Origin of the sequence: Akkermansia sp. BCRC 18949 (assembly GCF_045011645.1) — a bacterium.
GTDB lineage: Bacteria > Verrucomicrobiota > Verrucomicrobiia > Verrucomicrobiales > Akkermansiaceae > Akkermansia > Akkermansia massiliensis.
This window is the reverse complement of sequence record NZ_CP123619.1, coordinates 2,328,306-2,351,322: the sequence shown is the minus strand read 5'-3', so window position 1 is coordinate 2,351,322 and position 23,017 is coordinate 2,328,306. Positions and strand designations below refer to the sequence as shown.

Annotated in this window: 19 protein-coding genes and 2 pseudogenes; 16 read left to right on the top strand and 5 right to left on the bottom strand. The window is 58.3% G+C overall.

The features are described from left to right. The first annotated feature begins 14 nt into the window (after positions 1-14). Positions 15-656, top strand: a complete 642-nt coding sequence (locus P8A25_RS09880; protein ID WP_215443170.1) for an NAD(P)H-dependent oxidoreductase — start codon at positions 15-17, stop codon at positions 654-656. Between the two features lie 11 nt (positions 657-667). Here the strand turns inward: P8A25_RS09880 and P8A25_RS09875 are convergent, their stop codons facing one another. Together P8A25_RS09875 and P8A25_RS09870 are read right to left on the bottom strand one after the other, a co-directional pair. Further along, positions 668-1,444, bottom strand: coding sequence for an RluA family pseudouridine synthase (locus P8A25_RS09875; RefSeq protein ID WP_102730620.1), 777 nt, complete (start codon positions 1,442-1,444; stop codon positions 668-670). Between the two features lie 14 nt (positions 1,445-1,458). Next, positions 1,459-2,151, bottom strand: a complete 693-nt coding sequence (locus P8A25_RS09870; RefSeq protein WP_102722371.1) for a pseudouridine synthase — start codon at positions 2,149-2,151, stop codon at positions 1,459-1,461. A 137-nt stretch (positions 2,152-2,288) separates the two neighbouring features. Between P8A25_RS09870 and P8A25_RS09865 the strand changes: the two genes are divergently transcribed. The 7 genes and pseudogenes from P8A25_RS09865 to P8A25_RS09835 all read left to right on the top strand — a co-directional run bounded on the left by P8A25_RS09865 (position 2,289) and on the right by P8A25_RS09835 (position 9,220). After that, positions 2,289-3,671, top strand: a complete 1,383-nt coding sequence (locus tag P8A25_RS09865; RefSeq protein WP_215443162.1) for a tetratricopeptide repeat protein — start codon at positions 2,289-2,291, stop codon at positions 3,669-3,671. A gap of 314 nt (positions 3,672-3,985) precedes the next feature. Further along, a complete protein-coding gene (locus tag P8A25_RS09860) occupies positions 3,986-4,525 on the top strand; it encodes a cysteine hydrolase family protein (protein ID WP_215443160.1) in 540 nt (179 codons plus the stop codon). A gap of 241 nt (positions 4,526-4,766) precedes the next feature. Further along, positions 4,767-5,291 (top strand): annotated as a pseudogene (locus P8A25_RS09855) (zeta toxin family protein); the annotation flags it as partial. 291 nt (positions 5,292-5,582) lie between these two features. Beyond that, positions 5,583-6,428 carry a hypothetical protein gene (locus P8A25_RS09850; protein WP_102727387.1) on the top strand — a complete coding sequence of 282 codons (846 nt, stop codon included), beginning with the start codon at positions 5,583-5,585 and terminating at the stop codon, positions 6,426-6,428. After that, positions 6,425-7,342: a hypothetical protein gene (locus tag P8A25_RS09845; protein WP_102722367.1), complete on the top strand. Its 918-nt coding sequence runs from the start codon at positions 6,425-6,427 to the stop codon at positions 7,340-7,342. The genes P8A25_RS09850 and P8A25_RS09845 overlap by 4 nt, the downstream gene beginning before the upstream one ends. Positions 7,343-7,446: 104 nt before the next feature. Further along, positions 7,447-8,313 carry a hypothetical protein gene (locus tag P8A25_RS09840; RefSeq protein ID WP_215443156.1) on the top strand — a complete coding sequence of 289 codons (867 nt, stop codon included), beginning with the start codon at positions 7,447-7,449 and terminating at the stop codon, positions 8,311-8,313. 1 nt (position 8,314) lies between these two features. Continuing rightward, complete coding sequence (locus tag P8A25_RS09835; protein ID WP_102722365.1) at positions 8,315-9,220, top strand: hypothetical protein; 906 nt, start codon at positions 8,315-8,317, stop codon at positions 9,218-9,220. Between the two features lie 82 nt (positions 9,221-9,302). Here the strand turns inward: P8A25_RS09835 and P8A25_RS09830 are convergent, their stop codons facing one another. The 3 genes from P8A25_RS09830 to P8A25_RS09820 all read right to left on the bottom strand — a co-directional run bounded on the left by P8A25_RS09830 (position 9,303) and on the right by P8A25_RS09820 (position 12,760). Beyond that, on the bottom strand, positions 9,303-10,052 hold the full coding sequence (locus P8A25_RS09830; RefSeq protein ID WP_022396195.1) for an amino acid ABC transporter ATP-binding protein: 750 nt from the start codon (positions 10,050-10,052) through the stop codon (positions 9,303-9,305). After that, positions 10,045-11,529 carry an ABC transporter substrate-binding protein/permease gene (locus P8A25_RS09825; protein ID WP_215443154.1) on the bottom strand — a complete coding sequence of 495 codons (1,485 nt, stop codon included), beginning with the start codon at positions 11,527-11,529 and terminating at the stop codon, positions 10,045-10,047. The genes P8A25_RS09830 and P8A25_RS09825 overlap by 8 nt, the downstream gene beginning before the upstream one ends. A 160-nt stretch (positions 11,530-11,689) precedes the next feature. Then, positions 11,690-12,760 carry a glycosyltransferase gene (locus tag P8A25_RS09820; protein ID WP_022396193.1) on the bottom strand — a complete coding sequence of 357 codons (1,071 nt, stop codon included), beginning with the start codon at positions 12,758-12,760 and terminating at the stop codon, positions 11,690-11,692. A gap of 461 nt (positions 12,761-13,221) precedes the next feature. Here P8A25_RS09820 and P8A25_RS09815 point away from each other — a divergent pair, with 461 nt between their 5' ends. The 8 genes and pseudogenes from P8A25_RS09815 (at position 13,222) to P8A25_RS09780 (ending at position 23,004) form a co-directional block, all read left to right on the top strand. Then, on the top strand, positions 13,222-14,313 hold the full coding sequence (locus P8A25_RS09815; protein ID WP_180972967.1) for an EpsG family protein: 1,092 nt from the start codon (positions 13,222-13,224) through the stop codon (positions 14,311-14,313). Then, positions 14,310-15,428: a glycosyltransferase family 4 protein gene (locus P8A25_RS09810; RefSeq protein ID WP_102727394.1), complete on the top strand. Its 1,119-nt coding sequence runs from the start codon at positions 14,310-14,312 to the stop codon at positions 15,426-15,428. Before P8A25_RS09815 ends, P8A25_RS09810 begins: the two co-directional genes overlap by 4 nt. Then, on the top strand, positions 15,428-16,036 hold the full coding sequence (locus P8A25_RS09805; RefSeq protein WP_102727452.1) for a sugar transferase: 609 nt from the start codon (positions 15,428-15,430) through the stop codon (positions 16,034-16,036). Before P8A25_RS09810 ends, P8A25_RS09805 begins: the two co-directional genes overlap by 1 nt. Next, positions 16,033-16,263, top strand: a pseudogene (locus P8A25_RS09800) (serine acetyltransferase); the annotation flags it as partial. The gene P8A25_RS09805 and the pseudogene P8A25_RS09800, both read left to right, overlap by 4 nt. Before the next feature lie 399 nt (positions 16,264-16,662). After that, complete coding sequence (locus tag P8A25_RS09795) at positions 16,663-17,820, top strand: DegT/DnrJ/EryC1/StrS family aminotransferase (RefSeq protein WP_404838808.1); 1,158 nt, start codon at positions 16,663-16,665, stop codon at positions 17,818-17,820. An 11-nt stretch (positions 17,821-17,831) separates the two neighbouring features. Further along, positions 17,832-19,814: a UDP-N-acetylglucosamine 4,6-dehydratase family protein gene (locus P8A25_RS09790; protein ID WP_180972969.1), complete on the top strand. Its 1,983-nt coding sequence runs from the start codon at positions 17,832-17,834 to the stop codon at positions 19,812-19,814. Positions 19,815-19,832: 18 nt separating this feature from the next. Continuing rightward, complete coding sequence (locus P8A25_RS09785) at positions 19,833-20,618, top strand: polysaccharide biosynthesis/export family protein (RefSeq protein WP_022396187.1); 786 nt, start codon at positions 19,833-19,835, stop codon at positions 20,616-20,618. A gap of 4 nt (positions 20,619-20,622) precedes the next feature. Continuing rightward, on the top strand, positions 20,623-23,004 hold the full coding sequence (locus tag P8A25_RS09780) for a polysaccharide biosynthesis tyrosine autokinase (RefSeq protein ID WP_215443152.1): 2,382 nt from the start codon (positions 20,623-20,625) through the stop codon (positions 23,002-23,004). The last annotated feature ends 13 nt before the right edge of the window (positions 23,005-23,017 follow it).

Here is a 23,017-nt window from a genome sequence, read left to right as displayed (position 1 = left end):
CATTTTATACGAATATGAACGCTCAGGAATTGATCAAGACGCTGGAATGGCGCTATGCCACCAAGATATTCAACCCGGACCGCCAAATTCCGGCGGAGGATTGGGAGGCCCTTCTGGAATCCCTGCATTTGAGTCCTTCCTCCCTCGGTCTCCAGATGTGGAAATTCCTCGACGTGCAGGATCCGTCTGTGCGCTCACGGCTCCGGGAGGTTTCCTGGGGACAGCCCCAGGTTACGGACGCCTCCCATCTGGTAGTCTTCTGCGCCCGCAGGGACTTCAAGCCGGAGGATGTGCAGCGCTATCTGGAACGCATCGTGGAAGTGCGCGGCGTCACCATGGAATCCCTGGACCAGTACCGCGCGCGCATTTTTGAACTGGTGGATTCCAAGTCTCCGGAAGTCCTGAAGGCATGGCTGGAACGCCAGGTGTACATCGCCCTCGGGTTCATGATGAGCTGCGCCGCTGACCTCCGGGTGGATACCTGCGCTCTGGAAGGAATGGACCCTGCGGCCTATGACCGCATTCTGAACCTGGAAGGCTCCCCGTACTATGCGCTTTGCGCCCTGGCCCTGGGCTACCGGGATGAAGAGGCGGACAAATACGCCCGTCTGGCGAAAGTGCGCTTTGACCGGGATGACGTCATTCCGGTCGTCTGACGGAATTTTCTTTAATCCCCCGCTTCAAGCAGTTGCCGCATGTCTTCCGGCAGCGGGGCTTCCGCGGTGAAAACTTCTTCATCAAACGGGAACTCCAGCCGGCAGGCATGCAGCGCATGGCGCGGCAGGATCAGCCGTTCTTCCAGCTCCCGGCTCCAGCCGTGCTGGATGTATTCCAGATAGCAGGCTTCGGAGGGGCCGTAAATCTTGTCTCCCAGAATAGGGTGGCCGAGGTGCGCCAGATGCACGCGTATCTGGTGCATGCGTCCGGTTTCCGGAATGCACCGGACCAGGGCCAGCGGGCCGCGGGGCGTGTTCCACGTCCGTTCCGTCCGGAAAACGGTGGCGCATGCCTTCCCGGCGGGGTGAACGGCCTGCTTGACCCAGATGGGGCTTTCCGCGACGTCCCCCTGTCTCAGGATGGGGGCGGCGCAGGTTGTTTCCGCCCACTCCGGCCGGCCTTGCACGATTGCCAGGTATTCCTTGTGCATCCTGCGCCGCTGCATGGCCCTCCCCAGCTCGCGCGCCGCCGCCTTGTTCTTGGCGATCAGCGTCAGGCCGCTGGTTTCCCGGTCCAGCCTGTTGACCAGGGAAAGGGCGGCTCCGTTGGCTATTTCATAGCTCAGCAGGGCTTCCACGCCCTCCAGCAGGTTGGGCTCCTTCTTCCCGTTGGACGGGTGGACGATGAGGGGCGCGCCCTTGTCCACCACAATCCAGTCCCCGGACTCCGCCGCCACCTCAAAGTGCGGAAAGCAGGCAATAGGAGCGTCGGAAATGGGAATCCACATGGCGAACAGGAGGATTACAGCGCATCCGGACGGATGGGCATCCATTCCCCCGGCTCCAGGTTCAGGCTGTCCAGATGCAGGGAGCCGATGGAAATGCGGCACAGGGAGGCCACGGGAGCGCCCACGGCGGCCAGCATGCGGCGCACCTGGTGGTACTTCCCCTCCGTCAGCGTCAGCCGGGCGCGGCGCGGTTCCAGGATTTCCAGCACGGCGGGGGCGCAGGGGCGGTCCTCCCCGTTCAGCGTGAAAGTTCCGGAGGCGAACAGTTCCACGGCCTCCGCCGGAATGTCCTCTTCCGTGACGGCTTCGTAAACCTTGGCGACGTGATGCCTGGGGGACGTCATGCGGTGGATGAATTTCCCGTCGTCCGTAATGAGGAGCAGGCCGGATGTTTCCTTGTCCAGCCGTCCTACGGAAGAAACCGCGGGGTTCCTGTGCCGCCACTGGAAGGGCAGCAGGTCGTAAATCACGTCTCCCTCCCCGTCGTCATGGCTGCACGTATATCCCGCGGGCTTGTAAAGGGCGGCGTACAGGCCGTCCGGGAACTCCACCGGCTCCCCGTCCAGGAGGATGCCTTCCGCCTGCACCTTGTCCGTGGGGGCGGAGCAGGGTTCTCCCTTGAACGTGATGGAGTGGCGTTTGATCCAGCCCGGCGCTTCCCGCCTGGAACAGTACCCGTAGCGGGATAAAAGAGCATCCAGTCTCATACGGCGTATTTTTTCCTAACGGGAACAAAAAACAAGGTTGAAGTATGCCTCCCCGGCTGATAGCATTAAACTATTACATGCGGAGCCTCCCCGTTTGGAGCGCTGCCGTTGTTCACCATTTACGCTTATATAGTTCCATGATTGAAACGATTACAGAAGAACAGTTGACCCCCCAGCAGGCCGAATTTTGGGTGCGCGCCCGCCAGGCGGTGGACATGAACAATTATCCCTATGCCGTCAGCCTGCTCAAGGCCCTGGTGAAGCAGCTTCCCGGCTTTCTGGAAGGCCGCAGGGCGCTCCGCGCCTGTGAAATCAAGCTGAACCCGGAAGCCAAGAAAGGCGGCCTGTTCAGCGGCATGAAAATCAGCACCAGCAAGCTCACCTCCTCCAAGAAGGATGCGGCCACCCAGCTTTCCGCGCTGGAAGACGAACTGGAAAATGATCCTTACAGCATTCCGGTCAACGAGGCCCTGTACACGGCCGCCATGGACGTGGGCTTCCCGGACCTGGCCGCCTTTGCGCTGGAAACCGTCCGCCAGGGCCATCCAGGCAACAAGAAGATGCTCCACATGCTGGCCTCCCATTACGTTTCACGGGACATGCCCGCCCAGGCTGCTGAGGTGTACCATGACCTCGTGAAGCTGGACCCCACGGACAGCGTGGCCGTGAAGAGTGAAAAAGACTGCATGGCCCGCGCCACGATGCAGCAGCAGAAGTGGGAGGAAGCCAAGAGCTTCCGGGACGTGATGAAGAACTCCGCGGAAACGAACTCCCTGGACAAGAGCGACAAGAAGGGCCTCACCCGTGCGGAGCTGGAAGAACGCCTTGGGCTCCTTTCCGCCCGTTATGCCCAGAACCAGCAGGACTTGGCCGCCGTGCGCGACATCGCCGGCGTCTATGAACAGATGGAGGACTGGGCGAATGCCTATTCCTTCTACAACTACGCGTTCAGCCTCAGCAACAATGATATTTCCCTGGAAAACAAGGCCTCTGAAATGAATGAGCGCTACCGCAAGGCCCAGGTGGAGGAAATCCGCCGCCGCGCCGCCGCGGAGCCGGACAACAAGGAACTTCAGGAACAGCTCGCCCAGTTCAGCAAGGAAGCGGCGGAACAGCAGGTGGCCGTGTGCCGCCAGCGCGTGGAAAACAACCCCACGGACCCGCAGACGCGCTTTGAACTGGGGCAGGCCCTCTTCGACTGCGGCAACTACACGGAAGCCATTCCGGAGCTCCAGCGCGCCCGCAACAACCCCCATATCCGCATCCGCGCCATGCTGTTGCTAGGCAAGTGCTATGACGCCAAGAACATGCATGATATGGCCCTGCGCCAGTTGGAGGAAGCCAACAAGGAACTGATTGAAATGAATGACACCAAGAAGGAAATCCTTTACATGATCGGCCTGCTTTATGAAAAGCTGGACAAGAAGGAGGAATCCCTGGCGGCGTTCCAGCAGATTTACGACGCCGAATACGGCTACCGCGACGTAGCCAAGCGCGTGGAATCCTCCTACAGCAATTAAGGTTCCGATCCATTCCGCGCCCGCGACGGGGCGCCATTCTCAAAGCCTTTGCCGGAGACGGCAAAGGCTTTGTTGCTGGATGGACGGCCTTCCTGCGGATGGGCTGCGCCGGGCCGGAAGCGGCCGCGGCGGTCTCCTTCCCGGTATGGCCGCTGTGAGGCTCTTTTCCCGGGATGCTTCCGTCAAACGTATTACTTCATTCTGCCAGATTCCGCAAAAGCAGCGGTAGCGGGGAGGAGAGGAGTACACGCGCTCCTGTAATTTTCCTTGCCCGCCTCTGCAAGAACTGGAAAAATGGCCGGATGGAGAAGCTGATGCAGGCATTGCTTATTATTGACGTTCAAAATGATTATTTTCCCGGCGGCCGGTTTGAACTGGCGGGCGCCGTTGAAGCGCTTGAACGGACCAGGGCCGTACTGGACCGGTTCCGGGAAAAGGGGCTTCCCGTTATCTTTGTCCAGCACATCAACACCCGTCCGGACGCTTCGTTTTTCCTCCCGGATACCGTCGGCGCGGAAATCCATCCGGACATTGCTCCCGCGGGGGATGAGCCGGTTGTCGTGAAACATGCTCCAAACAGCTTTTTCCGGACGAATCTTCTGGAGCTCTTGCAAGCCAGGGAAGTGAATGAACTGGTTGTCTGCGGAATGATGACCCATATGTGCATTGATACCACCGTGCGCGCGGCGAAGGATTACGGCATTCCCGTCACGCTCCTGTATGACGCCTGCGCTGCCAGGGATTTGAAGATCATGGAGCATTCCATCCCGGCCCAGACAGTACAGGATGCGTATATGGCAGGCTTGAATGGAATGTTTGCGGAAATCAAGCTGGCGGAGCAACTGGAACTTTAGGGTCCCTAGCCGCAGAACGTGCCTCCGGAAAGCAGGGCAAAATGCCTGTAGGGAGGGGCGCCCGCTGTTCCCCCTCTGTGCGGCCCGGCTCGTTTTTTTTGGCAAAACACGCGGCTTGCGGGAAATCCTGTAAAATATGTCCACAGTTAATCAACATGAACCTGGATAACGGAAATGGAACAATGCCGGGCGTTGCCCGCATCGGGCGAATCGAGCATGCCTCGCAGGGACGCCGGAGGAGGGATTTCCGGTGATTCTGCTGATTGGCGGCGGCACGCATACCGGAAAAACGCTTGCGGCGCAGCGGGCGCTTGAAAAATATTCCTATCCCTATTTATCCATTGACCATTTAAAGCTGGGGTTGATACGCAGCGGAATATGTCCCCTTGCACCTGAAAGCCCAGATGAAGAGCTCACCCCCTTCCTTTGGAGCGTCATCAGGGAAATTGTAAAAACCGCCATGGAAAACGGGCAGAATCTGGTGGTGGAAGGGTGCTATATCCCCTTTGACTGGAAGAAGGATTTTACACCGGCCTGCCGGGAGCAGATCCGGTATGTTTGCCTGATTTTTTCAGAGGATTATATTCAAAGGCATTACCATGACATCATGGACCATGCAAACGCGATTGAGCAGCGCATGGATGAGGCGTCCTGCACACGGGAGAGCCTGCTGCGTGAAAACAGGGACAACCTTGAGAAATGCAGGCAGCATGGGTGTGACTATCTGTTGATTGAGGAGTCCTACAACGTGGATATCGTGTTGTAAAAACGGAGGTCTCGTGTGAGGCCTTTCCGGAGAGAGGCGGCGCCATGCCTGCCTGCGGCTTTCCATAGCGTCAGGCATTGCTCGAGATGGACATTTCATCCGGGCGGAGAAGTTTTCCGGCAGCGGCTTCCCGGTTTTACAATATGGCCGGAAGGCGGCTCTGCGGAAACGGAATGCTGCGCTGCCACCGTTCCCATGCGGCGGCAGAGGGAGTGAATTCCTGACGTTTTCATTTTACTCTTGATCCTTGAAAGGGAAATGCTAGCGTGAATTACTGTAACAACTGCCCTGATGAAAATCTTTTTCGCAATCCCCGTTTTTTGCCTGTTTGCGGGCGTTTCCGCGCCGGGTGACGAGGCGCCGGCGGAAAAGGCGGTTTCCGTCATTCTTCTGTCGGCTACAAGTAAAATCCCTTGGGAGCCCGGAATAAAAAAACCGGAAAGAACGTTCCAGGTCGTGCTGGGTTTTTCCAATCCCGGTCCCGGCAAAATCATAGGGAGCAGAAAGGAGGGCATCCGCCTGGAGATACGTGATTCCACCGGTGGCGGGAACGTTCCTTCCGATTATGTTGATTTCCTGCATGCCCGCGATCCCGAATTCAGGATGGAAACGGAAGATTGGGTTCCCGCTCCGGACGCCCGCTGGGTGAGTGTAAAGGGGAATATGCTGCTGGTGACAGCGGAGAAGGAGGTGACGTCCGAGGGCTGTCTTTTTTCCATGGACAAGGAAAAGGAAGAACGCCATGTTGTTCTGAAAGGCGGGAGCCTGATGGATGACGGCCGGCAGGGAGACGCGCAGGCTACTCTGAAAATAACAAGGTCGCTCAATAAGGATTCCGGAAAAATAAACCTGAACGTGGAGCTGGTTTCGTCACGCATGCTGGGTATTTGCGGAGTGACGCTCATGAAACCGGACGGTACTCCCGTGATGGGAAAAAATTGGAGCTGGGGCTATTCTTCCGGTTCCGGCGGTTCCCTCTCCTGGGAATGGGATTACAGGCTGGAACCGGAAGAAAAGGGGGAGATACAGGTCTTGGTGAATTACATGACTGAGCTGAAACGGATTGACGTGCCTGTCGACCTGAAATTCGGTTTGTCCGGAATGGTCCGGGAAACTTCACGGCAGCGGAAACCATGAAGGCGATACATTGTTTATGGTGCGGCATCGTCTTCTTCCTGCCGGGCTGGCACCCGTGCCGGGGAGCGGAAGAGGGGAAAATGGAGGAAAAAGTGGGAATCGTCTTTAGGGAAGCGGGGTTGAAGCGGGACACAGGGAATGACGGCGGGGAAGGGGTACTGCAATGGAAGTGCAGCGCCGTTCTTTTCATCCGCGAACCCTGGGGGTTTGGAGAGAGTAGCGTGGTGGAAAACCAGTCTTTGGGAAGGTGGGCAGCGGATGGCAGGGAGCTGGCCCCTGTGGAATTTCAAACGGCATGGCTGAATGAAAATAGTAGAAAAGGAGTGAGTTTCACGGTAATTGAAGGCACTGCGGCCAATCTGCCCCCTGCCGGCTGTGCCTGGATCCGGCTGAAGGGATGCCTGAGGGTCCCGGTGGCGCGCACGCTGGAAAGCCCTGTTTACGAACTGCCTTTAAGGCAGGGCGCCGCCGCCTTCATTCCGCTTCCTGGCATTGAGGAAGAGAACGGCGGGAATGTGAACGATGTGGTGGAACCGTGCGAGCTGCCGGTGGGGAACCTGTATGTGAAAAAATGCGAGCGGGTGACGGAGGATGGAAAAAAACAGCTCATGCTCAGCATTTGTCTGGACGCGAATAACGCGTTCCGTCCGGAAAAATTCCAGCTTCTTGACGAGAATGGGAAAGTGCTGGAGTACCAGTCCCTTGACAATTCGGAGATTGATGATGAGTCAACAACCTGGACGGCCGATTTTACGTTTTCCCCTCCGGAAAAAATGAATGCAGACAAATGCAGGGTTCGGCTGGTTTATAAAACTGCCCTGAAGTATGTTTCCGTTCCTGTAGATGCCAGGTTCGGCATAGGCGGGGAAATACGGGAGGAGGCGGAAAAGCGGGGAGGAAAGAAAGCAGGCTAGCGTTTTGCCGGAACCGGCGCTTCTTCCTTGGCGGCGGTCTCTTTTCATCTTGTGCCGTTCTGCGAACGTGTTATGCTGGAAAAGTACCCTTACCCCCCCTGCCTATGCTTCACTATTGCCTGCCCTGGCTGGCCGCGTTCTGCTGCGCGGCTGTTTCCGGCCCCGCTGCCGGAAAGGAAAGCCCTGAAGAACCTGCCGTAACCGTTTCCCTGGATGGTTGGAGAACGAACCTCCAGGAGGCCGGGCCGTTTTCAAAAGCCAGCCGGTCGTTTTCCATGGATTTGAAGGTCAGGGAAACGTCTTCTTCATGGAAGGTGGCTTATGGCGGGGAGTCCGGTTCCGAGCTGGCCCTGACGGATTCCGAAGGAAGTTCTCCTGCCAAAACGAATTGCCATTACAGTGATTCCCGTTCCTACCAGCAGAGCAACATAGCCGGAACAATTTTTTTAAGTACGCCGTCCTGGCTGCCTTCGGAAAAAGCCAGGTGGGTGGAAGTCAAAGGGGAGGTTCCCTTGGTGATATATAGCAGCCCCGCCGTTTCAGAGAGCGTGACGCTCAAGATGACGGTCAAGGATTTCTCCGTTCCTCTGGTGCTCAAGAACGCCGGACTGGACGGCGGGGACGTGAAGGTCAAACTGAAAGGCCATTATGATGAGGGCGGAGACGACACGAAGGGGTATATGCTGAGGGTGGAAGTCCATTCTTCCACTCCGCTTGGCTTTCTGGATTTTGAACTGCATTCCCCGGATGGCGCTCCGCTGGTGACGGAAAATTACGGTTCCAGCTCCGGACGCTCCCTGAAGAGGTATGACTGGGGCCGGTACTTCCGGATGCAGGGGAAGAAGCAGGAGGAACTGAAGGTGGCCGTTCAATATGCGGAGGGATTAAGGAAAATCATGGTGCCCGTCCGTATCCAGTGCGGCCTGTCCGGCGCCGTGGAACAACAGGATACCCCGAACAAGGAGAACTAGGATGAACAGGCAGAGCATTATTGTTGCCCGGTTTTTGCTGTGCGCCGCTGCGGCTTTGGGAGCGGCGGCGTGGGGCGGCGGCAAGCCGGAGGAAAAAAATCCGGTGAAGGTCGTTTTTGTTTCCGTCGGCATGGAAAAAAACAGCATGTGGATTAACGGAGCGCCCCAGGAATCCCCTCTGCAGCTGAAGTTCGGAGTAAATTTCAGCGTCAAGTCCCCCTTGGGCTTTGGATCGCGATACAATGACGGTATCCAGTATCTGGAGGCGACCGATTCCACCGGCAGGAAGCTGGCCCCGGCAGAGTTTAGGATGGGCAGCATGTACCCGCGGAGTGAAGGCGGAATAGTACAGGCAACCGTCAATGGAGTTGCCGGAGAACTGCCTTCTCCGGACGCTTCCTGGGTACGGCTGAAAGGGGTGTTCCGCGTTCCCGTCTCCCGTTCCGTGGAGAGCCCTGTGTACGAATTTCCCCTGGCAGAAGAGGCGGAAGAGCATGTGCCGCTGCCGGGAGCCAATGACCGGGAGGAAGCGGGCGGCGGAGACATCGTCCTGTCTGAAAGCGTGCCTACAGGCAGGCTTTTCCTGAAAGAGTGCAGTACGTTTGAAAGGAACGGAAAAAAGATGAGGAAAATGATTCTGGGGCTGGGGGTGGAAAGCTCCTTCGACCTGGACCGTTTTGAAATTCTCAATGAGAAGGACGAAGTTCTGGAAACCGAATCCCGGGGCGGGGGGAGCAGAATGAACTCCTCCTACCGTGAATGGACAAGGCGCCTGCAGTTTGAAGAGCCGGAGAATATGCAAAAACTCAGGTTCCGGATGATTTACAAGGTTCCTGTGGAGCCGGTCTCCGTCCCCGTGGACGTCAAGCTGGGCATGAGGGGGGAGATCAGGGAGAAGAAGAAGTAAGGCGGTCTTCGCTGCTTCCTGCTTCGGCGGCAGGAGGGCGCGGGGCAGGTCTCCTGCGGAGAATTTTCCGGGACTGGCCGCGTCAGAGCACCTTGGAGAAGAATTCCTTCAGCCTGGGGTTGGCGGGGTGGTCGATCACCTGGGCGGGAGGCCCTTCTTCCACAATTTTTCCCTTGTCCATGAACAGGACGCGGGAGGCCACCTCCCGCGCAAACCCTATTTCATGGGTGACCACCACCATGGTCAGCCCACCCTGCGCCAGGTCCTTCATCAGGGAGAGCACTTCCCCCACCATTTCCGGATCCAGGGCGGATGTGGGTTCGTCAAACAGGATCACGTCCGGATTCATGACCAGCGCGCGCACGATGGCGATGCGCTGCTTCTGTCCCCCGGAAAGCTGGAGGGGATAGGAGTTCCTCTTGTCGTACAGCCCGATGCGCCGGAGCAGGGTTTCCGCCTGGGCCACGGCCTCCTTCCTGGTGGAGCGTCCCGTTTTGACCGGGGCGATCGTGATGTTTTCCAGGATGGTCAGGTGCGGGAAAAGGTTGAAGTGCTGGAAGACCATGCCTACGTGCCGGCGGAACTGGTTGACGTCCGTGCGGGGGGAGGTGACCAGCTCCCCCTTGAAGAGGATTTCCCCGGAGGTGGGTTCCTCCAGCAGGTTCAGGCAGCGCAGGAAGGTGCTTTTCCCGGAGCCGGACGGCCCTACGATGAAGACCACTTCCCCCCGGTCAATCTGCGTGGTGACGTCATTGACCGCAGGCACGGAGTTGAATTCCTTCACCAGGCGGCTGATCTGGAACATGGGGGTGTTTCCGGGCTGTTCATTCATTGTTTTTCAGTCTCCTTTCCAGTTTGCCGAGCAGCCAGCTGAACAGCATGACCACGGAGAGGTAAATCAGGGCTACGGCCGTCAGGGGCATGAAGGCGGTGTAAGTCTGGCTCCGGATGATGTCGCCGCCCTTGGTCAAATCCTGGAGGGCAATGTAGCCGGAGACGCTGGTCTCCTTCAGCAGCACGATGAATTCGTTCCCCAGCGCGGGCAGCACGTTTTTAAAGGCCTGGGGCAGGATGATGAAAATCATGGTCTGGGCGTATCCCAGGCCCAGGCTGCGGCCGGCTTCAAACTGCCCCTTGTCAATGGCCATGATGCCGCCGCGGATGATTTCCGCCACGTAGGCGCCGGAGTTGAAGCCGAAGGCCACCACGGCCACCAGCACCTTGCTGACGTCCACGGTACCGAAGATCACAAAGTAGATAATGAGCAGTTGCACGACCACGGGCGTGCCGCGGATGACCGTCAGGTACAGTTTGCAGAGGGCGTTCAGGAAGCGGAAATTGCCCGTCTTGTCATGCGTGGCGCGGATGACGGCTACCACAAAGCCCATCAGGATGCCCAGCAGGACGGAGAAAAAGGAGACCTCCACCGTGACCAGGAAGCCGTTGGCCAGGTATTTCCAGCGGCCTTCCTGCATGAAGTTGACGTCAAAGGAGTCCTTCAGGTCCAGCCACATGTTTTCCAGCCAGTTCTCCCCGGCGGCGTGTTTACCGGCTTCCGCGGCGGACTTGACCTGCATGGCCGCGTACGCGGTCCTTATTTCCTCCAGCCTGCCGGAGGCTTTCAGGTCCGCAATGGCGCTGTTGATGTCCTGGAGAAGTTCCGGATTTCCCTTGCGGACGGCAATGGCATAGGATTCTGAGGTGAGGGGTTCCGGCAGGATTTCCAGCCGGTCATTGCCTGCCACGTACATTCTGGCCGGGTCCTGATCAATTACGGCCACGTCCACCTTGCCCGCCGCCACGGCGGCTACGGCCAGCGCCCCGTTGGGGAAGCGTTCCGGCTGCTGGATGTTCCGGGTGACGTAGGTGTCTCCCGTGGCTCCGTGCTGCACGCCGATTCTCCTGCCGCGGATGTCTTCCCGGCCCCGGATGGGGGAGCCTTTGGGGACGATGATGACCTGCGCGGCTTCCACGTAGGGGATGGAGAAGTCCACCTTTCCCCTGCGTTCCGGAGTGACCGTGATGCCGGAGGCGGCCACGTCCGCCTTTCCGGAGACCACCGCCGTAATCACGGAGTCAAAGCTCATGTCTTCAATGACCAGCTCCCTGCCGGTGCGCCGGGCCACCTCCCGCATGATTTCCGGGTCAATGCCCATGATGGCGTTCCCCTCCCGGAATTCGTAGGGCGGGAAGGTCGCTTCCGTCACCATCAGGATTCTGCCGTTTTCCGCCGCTCCCGCGCCGCAGCATAAGAGGAGCCAGCCCGTCAGCAGGACTCCGAGGTTTTTCAGGAAGGAAATGGAGGGCATGGAAGGTAGGAAAAAAACGGTGGAGGCTGAACCGCTGGGATATATGATTTACCCGCCCGGAACGCAATAAAAAACTGTTTCTTCCCGGCTCCGGCTTTTTCCGGCCCTGCGGCGGCTGTGCCGGGGAGCGTGGGGACGTTCCCACGGTGCGGGAATGGATTCAGCGGACCAGCCGCAGAAGGATCCGGCGCAGCCTGTAGGCGATTTTTTTCAGGAAGGTATGGCGGCTGAGTTCCGCATAGGCCGCCGCGGCGTCATTCCGGCGCATGGCGGAAAGGAAGGCGTCGTCACGGGCGGGATAGGCTTCCAGCGCGTGGCGCCAGATGGAGCTGGCGTTCAATTTTTCAAGCGCCTGCGGCATGCCGTCCGCCTTCAGTTTTCCGGAGACGGCCAGGGTTGCCAGAAAGCTGCGCACGTTGTTCAGGAAGGCCCCCAGTTCGCTTTTTTTCCAGTCTTCCCGGTCCGTCAGGGTCAGCTTGAGGGAATGAAGGCGGAGCATGTCGTCAAACAGGGAGAGGGACAGGTTCCCGGTCACCCCTCCGAATTTATAGATATACACCTCCTTTGCCAGCACGGCGATTCGTTCCGCCCTGGGGAATACCTGAAGGTTGAACAGCTGGTCTTCCGCGTACCTGAGCCCGCTGGGGGAGGGACGGCTGGACAAAAGGAATTCCCTTCTGTAAAGCTTGATGCACATTTTCCCGTAGGTGTAGAACAGGCCGTGCCTGTCCATGCCGAAGAAGCCGGAATGGTAGGAGGACAGGAATTCCTCCCTTTCCACCACCCGGCTGTGCGGGATATGCCCGTCCTTCCTGCGGAAGAGGCCGAAGCGGTCCAGATGGCGGACGTAGTCTCCGATGACGACGTCCGCCCGTTCCCGGACGGCCATTTGAGCCATGGCTTCCACGCTGTCCGGAAAAATGGCGTCGTCCCCGTCCACGAACATCACATACTCTCCCGCGGCCATGTCCATGCCGGCGTAGCGCGCGGCGTCCACCCCCGCGTTCTCCCGGGTGATGACCCGGATGTTCTGATGCCGCGCCGCATAGGCGTTCAGGATGTGCGCCGTGCGGTCCGTGGAACCGTCATTGACCAGGATGATTTCCAGCGGTGACCAGGTCTGGCGCAGCAGGCTGTCCAGGCAGGAGGAAACGCACGTTTCCAGGTTGTACACGGGAACGATGATGCTGACGAGGGGAGCCTCCGGAATGGTTTGAACAGGGTGGTGCATGGGTGCGGTCGTAAAGGCTCCGCCGCCATGAACAGGATGCCTGCCGGAACGGAAGCAGGGGACATGGCCCGGACCGGAGGAAACGATAGGGCATCCGGGCGCGTCAAACAATGCCGAAAAGCTGTTTTCTACATTATCGTATAGTTAGAGTCATTTGCTATTTTCTTCATATTCAATATATAATGATAAAGGGAAAGAAAAATCGTTTTTTGAGGGCCAAATATTAAACCGGATTACCAGTCCGCTGTCAATCGAAGATTCTGACAATATAAACTTTAAGGAGTTTCTGGATTTTTATCCCAACGGAAAAGCCGTTTTTCCTCCCCTGCCTAAGAGGCTGAATTTGCCAGCTTTTCCGGGCCTGTATTTTCAAACGGACTGGTAATCCGCTAATGTCCGGCCGCGCCCGTTTTTGCCTTGGCATGTGTTTCGATTTTATTCCCATTTCCTCATACACTGCATTGTTTAACTGGACCATTCTTTTTTTAATCCTTGGTGCGGTTTATCAGGCGGGAACGGGAGGAATCTTTTCCGCTTCCACCGCCAGGCTGGACAGTCTGGCCGGCTTTTTATTCGTCGTCGCCCTGATCATGTACATGGGCGCGCGTCCCGTCAGCGCAGAGTTTGGGGATACCATCAATTACGCCGCGGAATTCCAGACGCTTCAGCAGGGGGAGGCGGGCAACTGGAAAGCCCAGTTGACGGGCATGAAGGGAGAATGGCTGTTTGCCGTCATTCTGCATGTGTGGGCGCAGCACGGCAATGTGCACGATTATTTCCTGACCTGTTCCGCGGTATACGTGGGAGCGCTGGCCCTGGCCAGCTACAGGATTTTCGGAGCCCGGTGGTTCATTCCCTTCCTGATTACGTGCGCCATGTTCACCTTCTGGGTGTACGGGGTCAACGGCGTCCGCAACGGCATGGCCGCCTCCGTGATGATTCTGGGCCTCACCTTCCGCAGCAACCTTAAAATGCTGCTCCTTTGCACCGTGCTCGCCGTCAGCCTGCACAAGTCCATGATGCTGCTGGCCGCCGCGGGAGCCTGCGCCTGGTTTATCACGGATACGCGGTATTACGTGGCGGCGTGGGTAGGGAGCATCCTGGCCGTCATTCTGGCCGGTCCCGCCATTGGGGAGATGATCGCCTCCTCCGGCTTTTTCGATGATCCGCGCCTGACCCTTTACATCAACCAGGCGGATGAATTGAAGGCGTCCTCCGCGTTGTTCAGCAGCGTGGGTTTCCGCTGGGATTTCCTGATTTACAGCGCGCTCCCCATTGTGACGGGCTGTTACTTCCTGTTCCGGGAGGAATACCGGGACGTGATGTATACGTGGCTGCTGAACATCTACATTGCGGCCAATGCGTTCTGGATTCTCTGCATGTACGCGGCGTTCAGCAACAGGTTCGCCCAGCTTTCCTGGTTCCTGATGGGCTTTGTCTTCATCTATCCCTTTTTCAAGCAGAGGTTCTGGGCGGACCAGGAAAAGAAACTGGCCTGCTTTATCCCGGTGGTTTACGCCTTCACCTTTTACATGAATATTTACAACGCATGAAAAGGAAGCTTATCCGGGTTGCGGCGTCCCCTATCTCGCTGGACCTGCTGCTCAAGGGCCAGTTGAATTACCTGAACGGGTTTTTTGACGTTCTTGCCGTGGCTTCCCCCGGAGCGGAGCATGCGCGCATCCGCCGCCGCGAAGGCGTGGAAACCGTGGAGCTGGAGATGGAACGGACCATTTCCCTGTGGAAGGATTTGAAAAGCCTGTGGCGCCTGTTCCTGCTGTTCCGCAGGGAACGCCCGTGGGGAGTGCATTCCGTGACCCCCAAGGCCGGACTGCTGAGCATGGCGGCGGCGGCTCTTGCCCGCGTTCCGGTCCGCGTCCATACCTTCACCGGCCTGATTTTTCCCTACCGGAAGGGGGCCTTCAAGTTCCTGCTCAAGCAGATGGACCGCCTGACCTGCCTGTTTGCCACCCACGTTATTCCGGAGGGGGAGGGCGTCCGGCAGCTCTTGATGGCGGAGAAGGTGACGGGCAAGCCCCTGGAAATCCTGGCCCACGGGAACGTCAACGGCGTTGATCCTGATTATTTCCGCCGTTCCGGCTGCCGGGAGGAAGTGAGGAAGCGTCTGGAACTGCCGGAAGATGCCGTGCTGTTTGTTTTTGTGGGGCGCATTACGGAAGACAAGGGCATCCGTGAGCTGCTTGCCGCGTTTTCCGCCCTGCGCGCAGAGACCGGGCGTCCTCCCGTTTTTCTGGCTCTGGTGGGATGGACGGAGGATTACGCCGGAGACAAGCTGGACGTGCCCGGCGTATTCCGCCCCGGTTTTCAGGAGGATATCCGGCCCTGGCTGGAAGCCGCGGACGCGTTCGTGCTGCCCAGCTACCGGGAGGGATTTCCCAATTCGCTGCTGCAGGCGGGTGCCATGGAACTGCCCTCCATTGCCACGGATATATGCGGGTGCAATGAGATTGTGAAAGACGGCGTGAACGGCCTGCTGGTTCCGGCACGGGATGAAGAGGCTCTCCGGCAGGCCATGGCGGCCATGCGGGACGACCCGGAACGGCGCGGGAGGATGGGCGCGGAAGCGGCGGAACAGGTGAAAAGCCGCTTCAGCTGCCGGATGGTGTGGGAAGCATTGCTCCATTTTTACGGGAGGGCGTCGGCATGATTTACGGTAATTGCATCAAGAGGGTGCTGGATTTTTCCGCCGCCCTGATTGTGCTGGCGGTGCTGCTGGTTCCGTTCCTGGCGCTGGCGGCGCTTCTGGCCGCCGCCAACCGCGGCACGCCGTTTTTCCGCCAGACGCGGCCCGGCCGCCGCGGCAAGTTGTTCCGCATCGTCAAATTCAAGACGATGACGGATGAAAAGGATGCCCGGGGAGAACTGCTGCCGGACGAACGGCGGCTGACGCGCGCGGGGAGGCTGGTGCGCTCCCTGTCCCTGGATGAACTGCCCCAGCTGTTCAATGTGCTGGCGGGGCAGATGAGCTTTATCGGTCCGCGCCCGCTGCTGCCGGAATACCTGCCCCTGTACAGTGCGGAGCAGGCGCGCCGCCATGACGTGAGGCCCGGCATTACGGGCTGGGCCCAGGTCAACGGGCGCAACTCCATCGGCTGGGACCGCAAATTTGAACTGGACGTCTGGTATGTGGACCATCTGAGCTTGTTGCTGGATGCGCGCATCATTCTGTTAACGCTGGCGAAGGTGGTCCAGCGCCAGGGCATCAGCGCTGAGGGAAGCGCCACCATGGAAAAATTCACGGGTTCCGGAAAATGAAGAAGAATATAGCAATCATCGGCGCCGGGGGATTCGGCAGGGAAACGGCCTGCTGCCTCCGCGCAATCAACGGGGAGTCCCCCTCCTGGGATTTGATAGGTTTCTTTGATGACGGGGTGGCCGCCGGAACGGAAAACGAGTACGGCCGCGTGCTGGGCACGGTGGAAGACCTGAATGCCTGGAAGGAGCCTCTTTCCGTCGTGATCGCGATTGCTTCGCCACGGGCTTTGGAACGCATTTCCGGCCTGTTGGATAATCCCCTGCTGGATTTTCCCAATATCATCGCCCCTGATGTGAAGTTTTATGACCGCGGCCGGGTGGCCATGGGGAAGGGGAATGTCATCAGCTTCGGCCACATTTTCAGCTGTCATGTGGACATGGGGGATTTCAACCTGTTCAGCTGCGGTTCCCTGATCGGCCATGACGTGACGCTGGGAAACTGGAACGTCGTGGCCAACGGCTGCAAGGTGTCCGGAGGCGTGACGCTGGGTAATGCCAATTTCCTGGGGGCCGCGTCCGTGGTGCTCCCGTGCCGCACGGTGAAGGAAAACGTCGTCCTGGGCGCCAATTCCACCCTGGTCCGGGATGCGCTGGTGGGAGGCACTTATGCGGGCTGTCCCGCCGTGCTGAAAAAGAAGCCGTCCCCTGCGCCGGAGAAGAAATCCACCGTCTGGCTCTCCCTCGCCTGCACGGGGGAGGCGGAGGAAAGGTTCGTGCATGAAGCCTTTGAATCAAAGTGGGTGACGACGGTGGGGCCGAACGTGGACGCTTTTGAACGGGAACTGGAGGAATACCTGGGGGAAACGCATGTGGTGGTCCTGGCGTCCGGCACTTCCGCCCTTCATCTGGGGCTGGTGATGCTGGGAGTGGGGCCGGGGGATGAAGTCCTCTGCCAGTCCATGACCTTTGCCGCTTCCGCCAATCCCATCATTTACCAGGGGGCCTCCCCGGTGTTTGTGGACAGTGAGGAAAAGACGTGGAACATGTCTCCGGAGATGCTGGAGGAAGCCATCCGGGACCGCATCAGGCAGACGGGCCGCACCCCCAAAGCCATCATTCCGGTGGACCTCTACGGCATGCCCTCCAGCATGGGGGAGATCATGGAGATTGCCGGGAAATACGGCATTCCCGTGCTGGAAGACGCCGCGGAAGCGCTGGGTTCCGAATACCGGGGGCGGAAGTGCGGGGTGTTCGGCACGTACGGGGCCTTTTCCTTTAACGGAAACAAGATCATCACCACCTCCGGCGGGGGCGCCCTGTGCTGCCCGGATGAGGAATCCCGGAACAGGGTCAAGTTTTACGCCACCCAGGCCAGGGACCAGGCGCCGCATTATGAACACACGCACATAGGCTACAATTACCGCCTCAGCAACGTGTGCGCGGGCATAGGCCGCGGGCAGATGCTTTCCCTCCCCTCCTTCCTGGAAAAAAGGCGCGGCATCCATGAAGAATACCGCCGCCGGCTTTCCGGCGTGCCGGGGCTGTCCCTGCTGGAAAATCCGGATTCCCGCTACCATTCCAACCACTGGCTGACCTGCGTTCAGGTCAATCCGGAGGAGGCCCGGTTTGACCGGGAAACGCTGCGGCTGGCGCTCCAGAAGGCCGGGGTGGAAAGCCGCCCTCTCTGGAAGCCCATGCATTTGCAGCCCGTGTTCCGCTCCTGCCCGTTTTATGGCTCCGGCGTATCGGACCGCCTGTTTGAACAGGGCCTGTGCCTGCCTTCGGGCGCTTCCCTGGCCGGGGAGGACGTGGACCGCATCATTGACGTCTTGTTGAATCTTTAATGTTCGCTCTTATGACCGAGACTCATAGCCAGATTTCAAAATTCCTCTATTACGCCCGGCATTATCTGCTGAATGCCAGCGGGAAATTCATCTTCCTGCTGGATTTGGGGCTTTCCTCCCTGGTCACGCTGCTGGCCTGCTATTACGGAGAATGGATTTACAAGGGTGACTGGGTGGACAAGCACATGGGGGTAGCCCTTCTCTTCGATCTCGCTGTCACGGGCACCATGCTCTGGCGGTCCGGCGTTTACAAGACCCTGGTCCGGTTCACGACCATGAAGGACTTGCAGAAGCTGATGGCGGCCATCCTGCTGGCCAGCATGCTGCTGTGCCTCTTTAACATTCTTCTCTGGCCCGCGTATTACAAGGGGCATGTCGTTTGCGCCATTTTCAATTTCGTCATCACCTTCCTGGTCCTGATCGGGTGCCGCATGGCGTGCATCGGCGGGAGAAGATGGCTGGAACACCTCAATTCCAGCGAATCCGTTTCCTCTCTCACGACGACCGGACGCAAGAGGATTGCGCTGGTGGGCAAGCTGGACGCCTGCCTCCTGAAAGCCTCCCTTATCAGAAGCCTGAAAAGTGAGGAATATGAAGTGGTGGGCATCCTGACTTCCGCTCCGGAGGCGGACGGCAAGGAAATCAAGGAGATTCCGATACGGTTGATCAAGGAGGCCGCGGAGGTGGAGACGGCCTTGAATGTGTTCCAGGCGTCGGGAGTCATTTTTGTGGGGAAGGACGATTTGCTGGGAGATAAGAAGCTGGCGGACGTCTGCCTGGAAAAGGGGATTGAACTGATGATTTCCCACGACCTGTTCCAGTCGTTTCACGAATATTCCGGCGTGGCTGTGGATGAAGTGCAGATTGAAGACCTGATGGAGCGGGAGGAAATCAGCATCGACATGGAAAAAATCTCCGGCGGCATCAAGGGCAGGGTGGTGATGGTGACGGGCGCGGCCGGCTCCATAGGAAGCGAACTGGTCAGGCAGCTGTGCCGGTTTTCCCCGCGCCGGATCGTTCTGCTGGACCACGCGGAAACGCCGCTGTGGCTGGTGCGCCAGGAGGTGGAAAAATCATATCCCCACGTTCCCGTTGCCACTTCCATCACCAATGTCTGCCACCGCCGCCAGCTGGAGGAAAGCATGAAGCTGTACCGGCCGGATGTGATTTTCCATGCGGCCGCCTACAAGCATGTTCCGCTGATGGAGGAGAACCCGTGCACGGCCGTGGTCAATAACGTGAAGGGGGCCATGCATCTGGCCTCCCTGGCCGTCAAGTACGGGGTGCAGCGTTTCGTCATGGTCTCCACGGACAAGGCGGTGAACCCCACCAGCGTCATGGGCGCTACCAAGCGGCTGGCTGAAATGTACGTGCAGAGCCTGGGGGAAGCCCTGCTGAAAAAGAGCGGAAAAGGAGCCACCGTATTCATTACCACGAGGTTCGGCAATGTGCTGGGAAGCGCGGGCTCCGTTATTCCCCTGTTCAAGGAGCAGATCAGGAAGGGAGGGCCCGTTACGGTCACACATCCTGAAATGATCCGCTATTTCATGACCATCCCGGAAGCCTGCCGCCTGATTCTGCAAGCGAACGCCATGGGGCAGGGCGGGGAGATTTTCGTCTTCGACATGGGGGAACAGGTCAGAATCGTGGAGCTGGCTAAAAAAATGATTCGCCTGGCAGGGCTCTCTCCGCTGAAGGATATCCGCATCGTCTTCACCGGACTGCGCCCCGGCGAAAAACTTTATGAAGAACTTCTGGCGGACTATGAACATACGCTGGAAACCTCCCACCAGCGCATCCGCATTTTCCAGACCCGGAAATATGACATGTCCGAGCTGAAGGAAGCCTTTGAAGAGCTGGTGCGGCATGCGGAAGCCCACCATCTGGAGGATACCATCCGCGCCATGAAGCAATTGATACCCGAATACAAGAGCAACAACTCTCCCTACGCTAAGTACGACTACCTGGACTTGAAGAAACCCCTTACCATCTAACCTCTGCTTAATCATCCAATGAAATACCTACATCTGTTCCGTCATCCCTCCCTGTGGAGCCGCCTGCTGGTGGCCGCCGCCCTGGCGTGCGCGCTTCCCGCCTGCGTCAAGCCTGAAGAAGTCAATTACGTCCAGAACCTGGTGCTGGACCAGAAAGCATCCATCGGGAAGGAATATAAGATAGTCATCAAAAAGGACGACCGCCTGTTCATTTCCGTCAGCAGCAAGAACCCCACGCTCGCGCAGATGTTCAACAAGGACAGCGGCAGCGTTTCCAGCCCCAGGGATGACGAGCGCGGGTACTTCGTGAACACGGACGGCGACATCGTGTTCCCCGTTCTGGGGAGAATCAAGGCCGTGGGCAAAACCTGCACCCAGCTGGCGAACGACATTGAAAGTGAAATCATCAGGGAAGGGTACATCAAGGACCCCGCCGTCAGCGTGCGCCTGATGAACTTCAAATTCTCCGTGCTCGGGGAAGTGTCCAAGCCGGGCAATTATGAAATCAAGGGGGAACGCCTGACGCTGCTGGAAGCGCTGAGCAAGGCCGGAGACCTGAACATGGACGGCAACCGTGACATTTACGTTATCCGGGAATCACAGGGAGAGCGCATTGCGTCCAAGGTGGACCTGCGGAACAGCGACCTGTTCCATTCCCCCTACTACTACATCCAGCAGAATGACGTCATTTACGTCACTCCGTCGGACAGGAAGGTGAACACGCGTAGCGAACAGCTCCAGATTTATCCCTACCTGATTTCCGGCACCTCCATTGCCATGGTCATTCTGGCCTTCTGCATTTAATCCCATGAAAGACCTCTCCCCCAAGAAGGAATCCCTGGATGCCGGCGGCGCCGCGCCGGTATCCCTGCTTCCCAGCCCCAGGGCCATCATGGGCCGGATTGTCCGGAAATGGTACTGGTGCGTGCTTTCCCTTTGCATTTGCCTGCCCCTGGCCTATCTGTACGCGGCGCGGCAGCCCCAGGTGTACGGAAAGGCCACCACCATCCTCATCAAGGATGATTACCCCAGGGAATCCGTGGCCGCCACGGTGCTGGCCTCCACCAACGGAATAGTCAACACGGGCGCCACCAATCTGGACAATGAAATTTTCCTGCTTTCCTCCCATTCCCTGCTGAAAACGGTAGTCCGGAATTTGAAGCTGGACGTCACCTACTGGAAGAAGAACGGGTTCCGGAAGGTGGAAATTTATCAGGACTCCCCTATTGCGGTGCAGTTCACGCAGGAGGGAAAAACGGCTGACGCCCGGTTCCTGGTGATTCCCGTTTCCGGAACGGAATTCCGCCTGGAAAAGGATGAGAAGGATCATCACGGGCATGAGACGGGCGTCTTCGGCAAGGAAATCCGGTTTGACTCCCAGGCCTTCATCGTGGAGAAAACTCCCAAGTTTGACGAAAGCAGCCTGAACGTTCCCGTGATTGTCAGGAGAACTTCCGTGAAGAATGCGGCGATGGGGCTGGGAAGCGGCCTGACCGTCAGAAAGGCGAGCGGAAAGAATGATTTGATCAACATTTCCATGCGCTGCAATAATCCGGTGAAGGCGGAGGATATTCTGTACAGCATCGTCCATTTTTACAATGAGGCGTCCCTGGAGGAAAAGAACAAGCGCGGCACGAAGACGAACGAGTTCATCGGAGATCGCCTGGACGTCATCAGTGAGGAGATGAAGAAAAATGACCTCGCCATTGAAGATCTGAAAAAGGAGACGGACGTTCTGACGGACCTGTCCACGGCCCTCACGGAGGAATATGAGAACAGCCTCAATGACAAGAAGGATTTGAGAGAGCTGGAGCTTGAAATCAAGTCCATAGAATACCTGAAAGATTACCTGGAGCAGGAGGCCGAGCATGACGCCAGGCTGGTCCCCATCAATTCAAAGATAGCGGACATGGGCATCCGGGACCAGATCAGCGTTTTTAATGACACCCTGCTGAAAAGGACGAGCCTGAAGGTGAATGCCGGGGACAATAATCCGATTATCCGCGAACTGGAGGCCAATTTGAACTCCCTGAAGGATGCGTTGAAGCGTTCCGTGAATAACTACTATACGTCCCTGCTGGTCAAGAAGAGGAACGTGCAGGACCAGCATGAGCAGACGCGGGAGCATATCAGGAATGTTTCCAGCAGGGAAAGGGCCGTCAACCACATTGAACGCGAGCAGCGCGTCCGGGAATCCCTGTACGTTCTCCTGCTGAACAAGAGGGAGGAAAATTCCCTGGCCCTGGCCGCCACGGAAGACAACGCGCGGATGGTGGACGGCGTGCGGGGCGGCAACGGTCCGCTGGAGCCGAACGTTCCCAAGATTCTGATGGTGGGATTTCTGGCCGGGATGGCCATTCCCGTGTTCCTGTGCGTGGTCGCGGCCATGCTGGATTCCAGCGTGAAGCGCCGGAAGGAAATAGAAACCCTGACCTCCATTCCCGTGTACGGGGAACTGCCGCGCAAGCCGCGGAAGCTGAAGAACCAGGAAATCGTGGTGAATCTGGAAGAACCTTCCGAGCTGTCCGAATGCTTCCCCCTGCTGGCGGAACGCATGGTGGCCCTTTCCGACGGGAACGGGGGGAACCCCCTCAGCGTCCTGATTACGTCCACCTGTTCCGGGGAGGGGAAAACCTATCTTTCCGTGAACCTGGCCCTTTCCCTGGCCGTGGCCGGAAAGAAGGTGCTGCTGATGGATATGGATTTAAGAAAGGGGGCGCTCAGCGCCCTGCTGGGCGGAGCCGGAAAGCCGGGCCTGGGGGATCTGGAGCAGGCCGGGGAGGGCGGCTGGCGTTCCCTGGTGGAACAATCCCCCGTTTCCGACCACCTGGATTACCTGTTTGCGGGAACCGTGCCGGACCATCCCTCCCGGCTTTTGCTGCATGACCGCATCAGGAAGCTGATGGAGGAAGTAAAGGAGCAGTATGATTTCATCTTTATGGACTGCGTTCCCTACTCCTCCCTGGCGGATGCGCGCATCGTCGCCCGGCTGGCCGACGTTACGCTGTACGTCATGCGGGCCGGCTGCGTGAAGAAGCGTGATTTGGCCGGATTGCAGAAGATCTGGAAAAACGGAGAGCTGAAGCGCATGGGCATCGTCCTGTGCGACGTGGAGCCCCATGGCCGCTCTTCCCGCGGGTATGCCGTGTACAGAAGCCTGGACACCTCCTCCCCGTGCGCGGGAAAATAATTCGTTTCAGAAG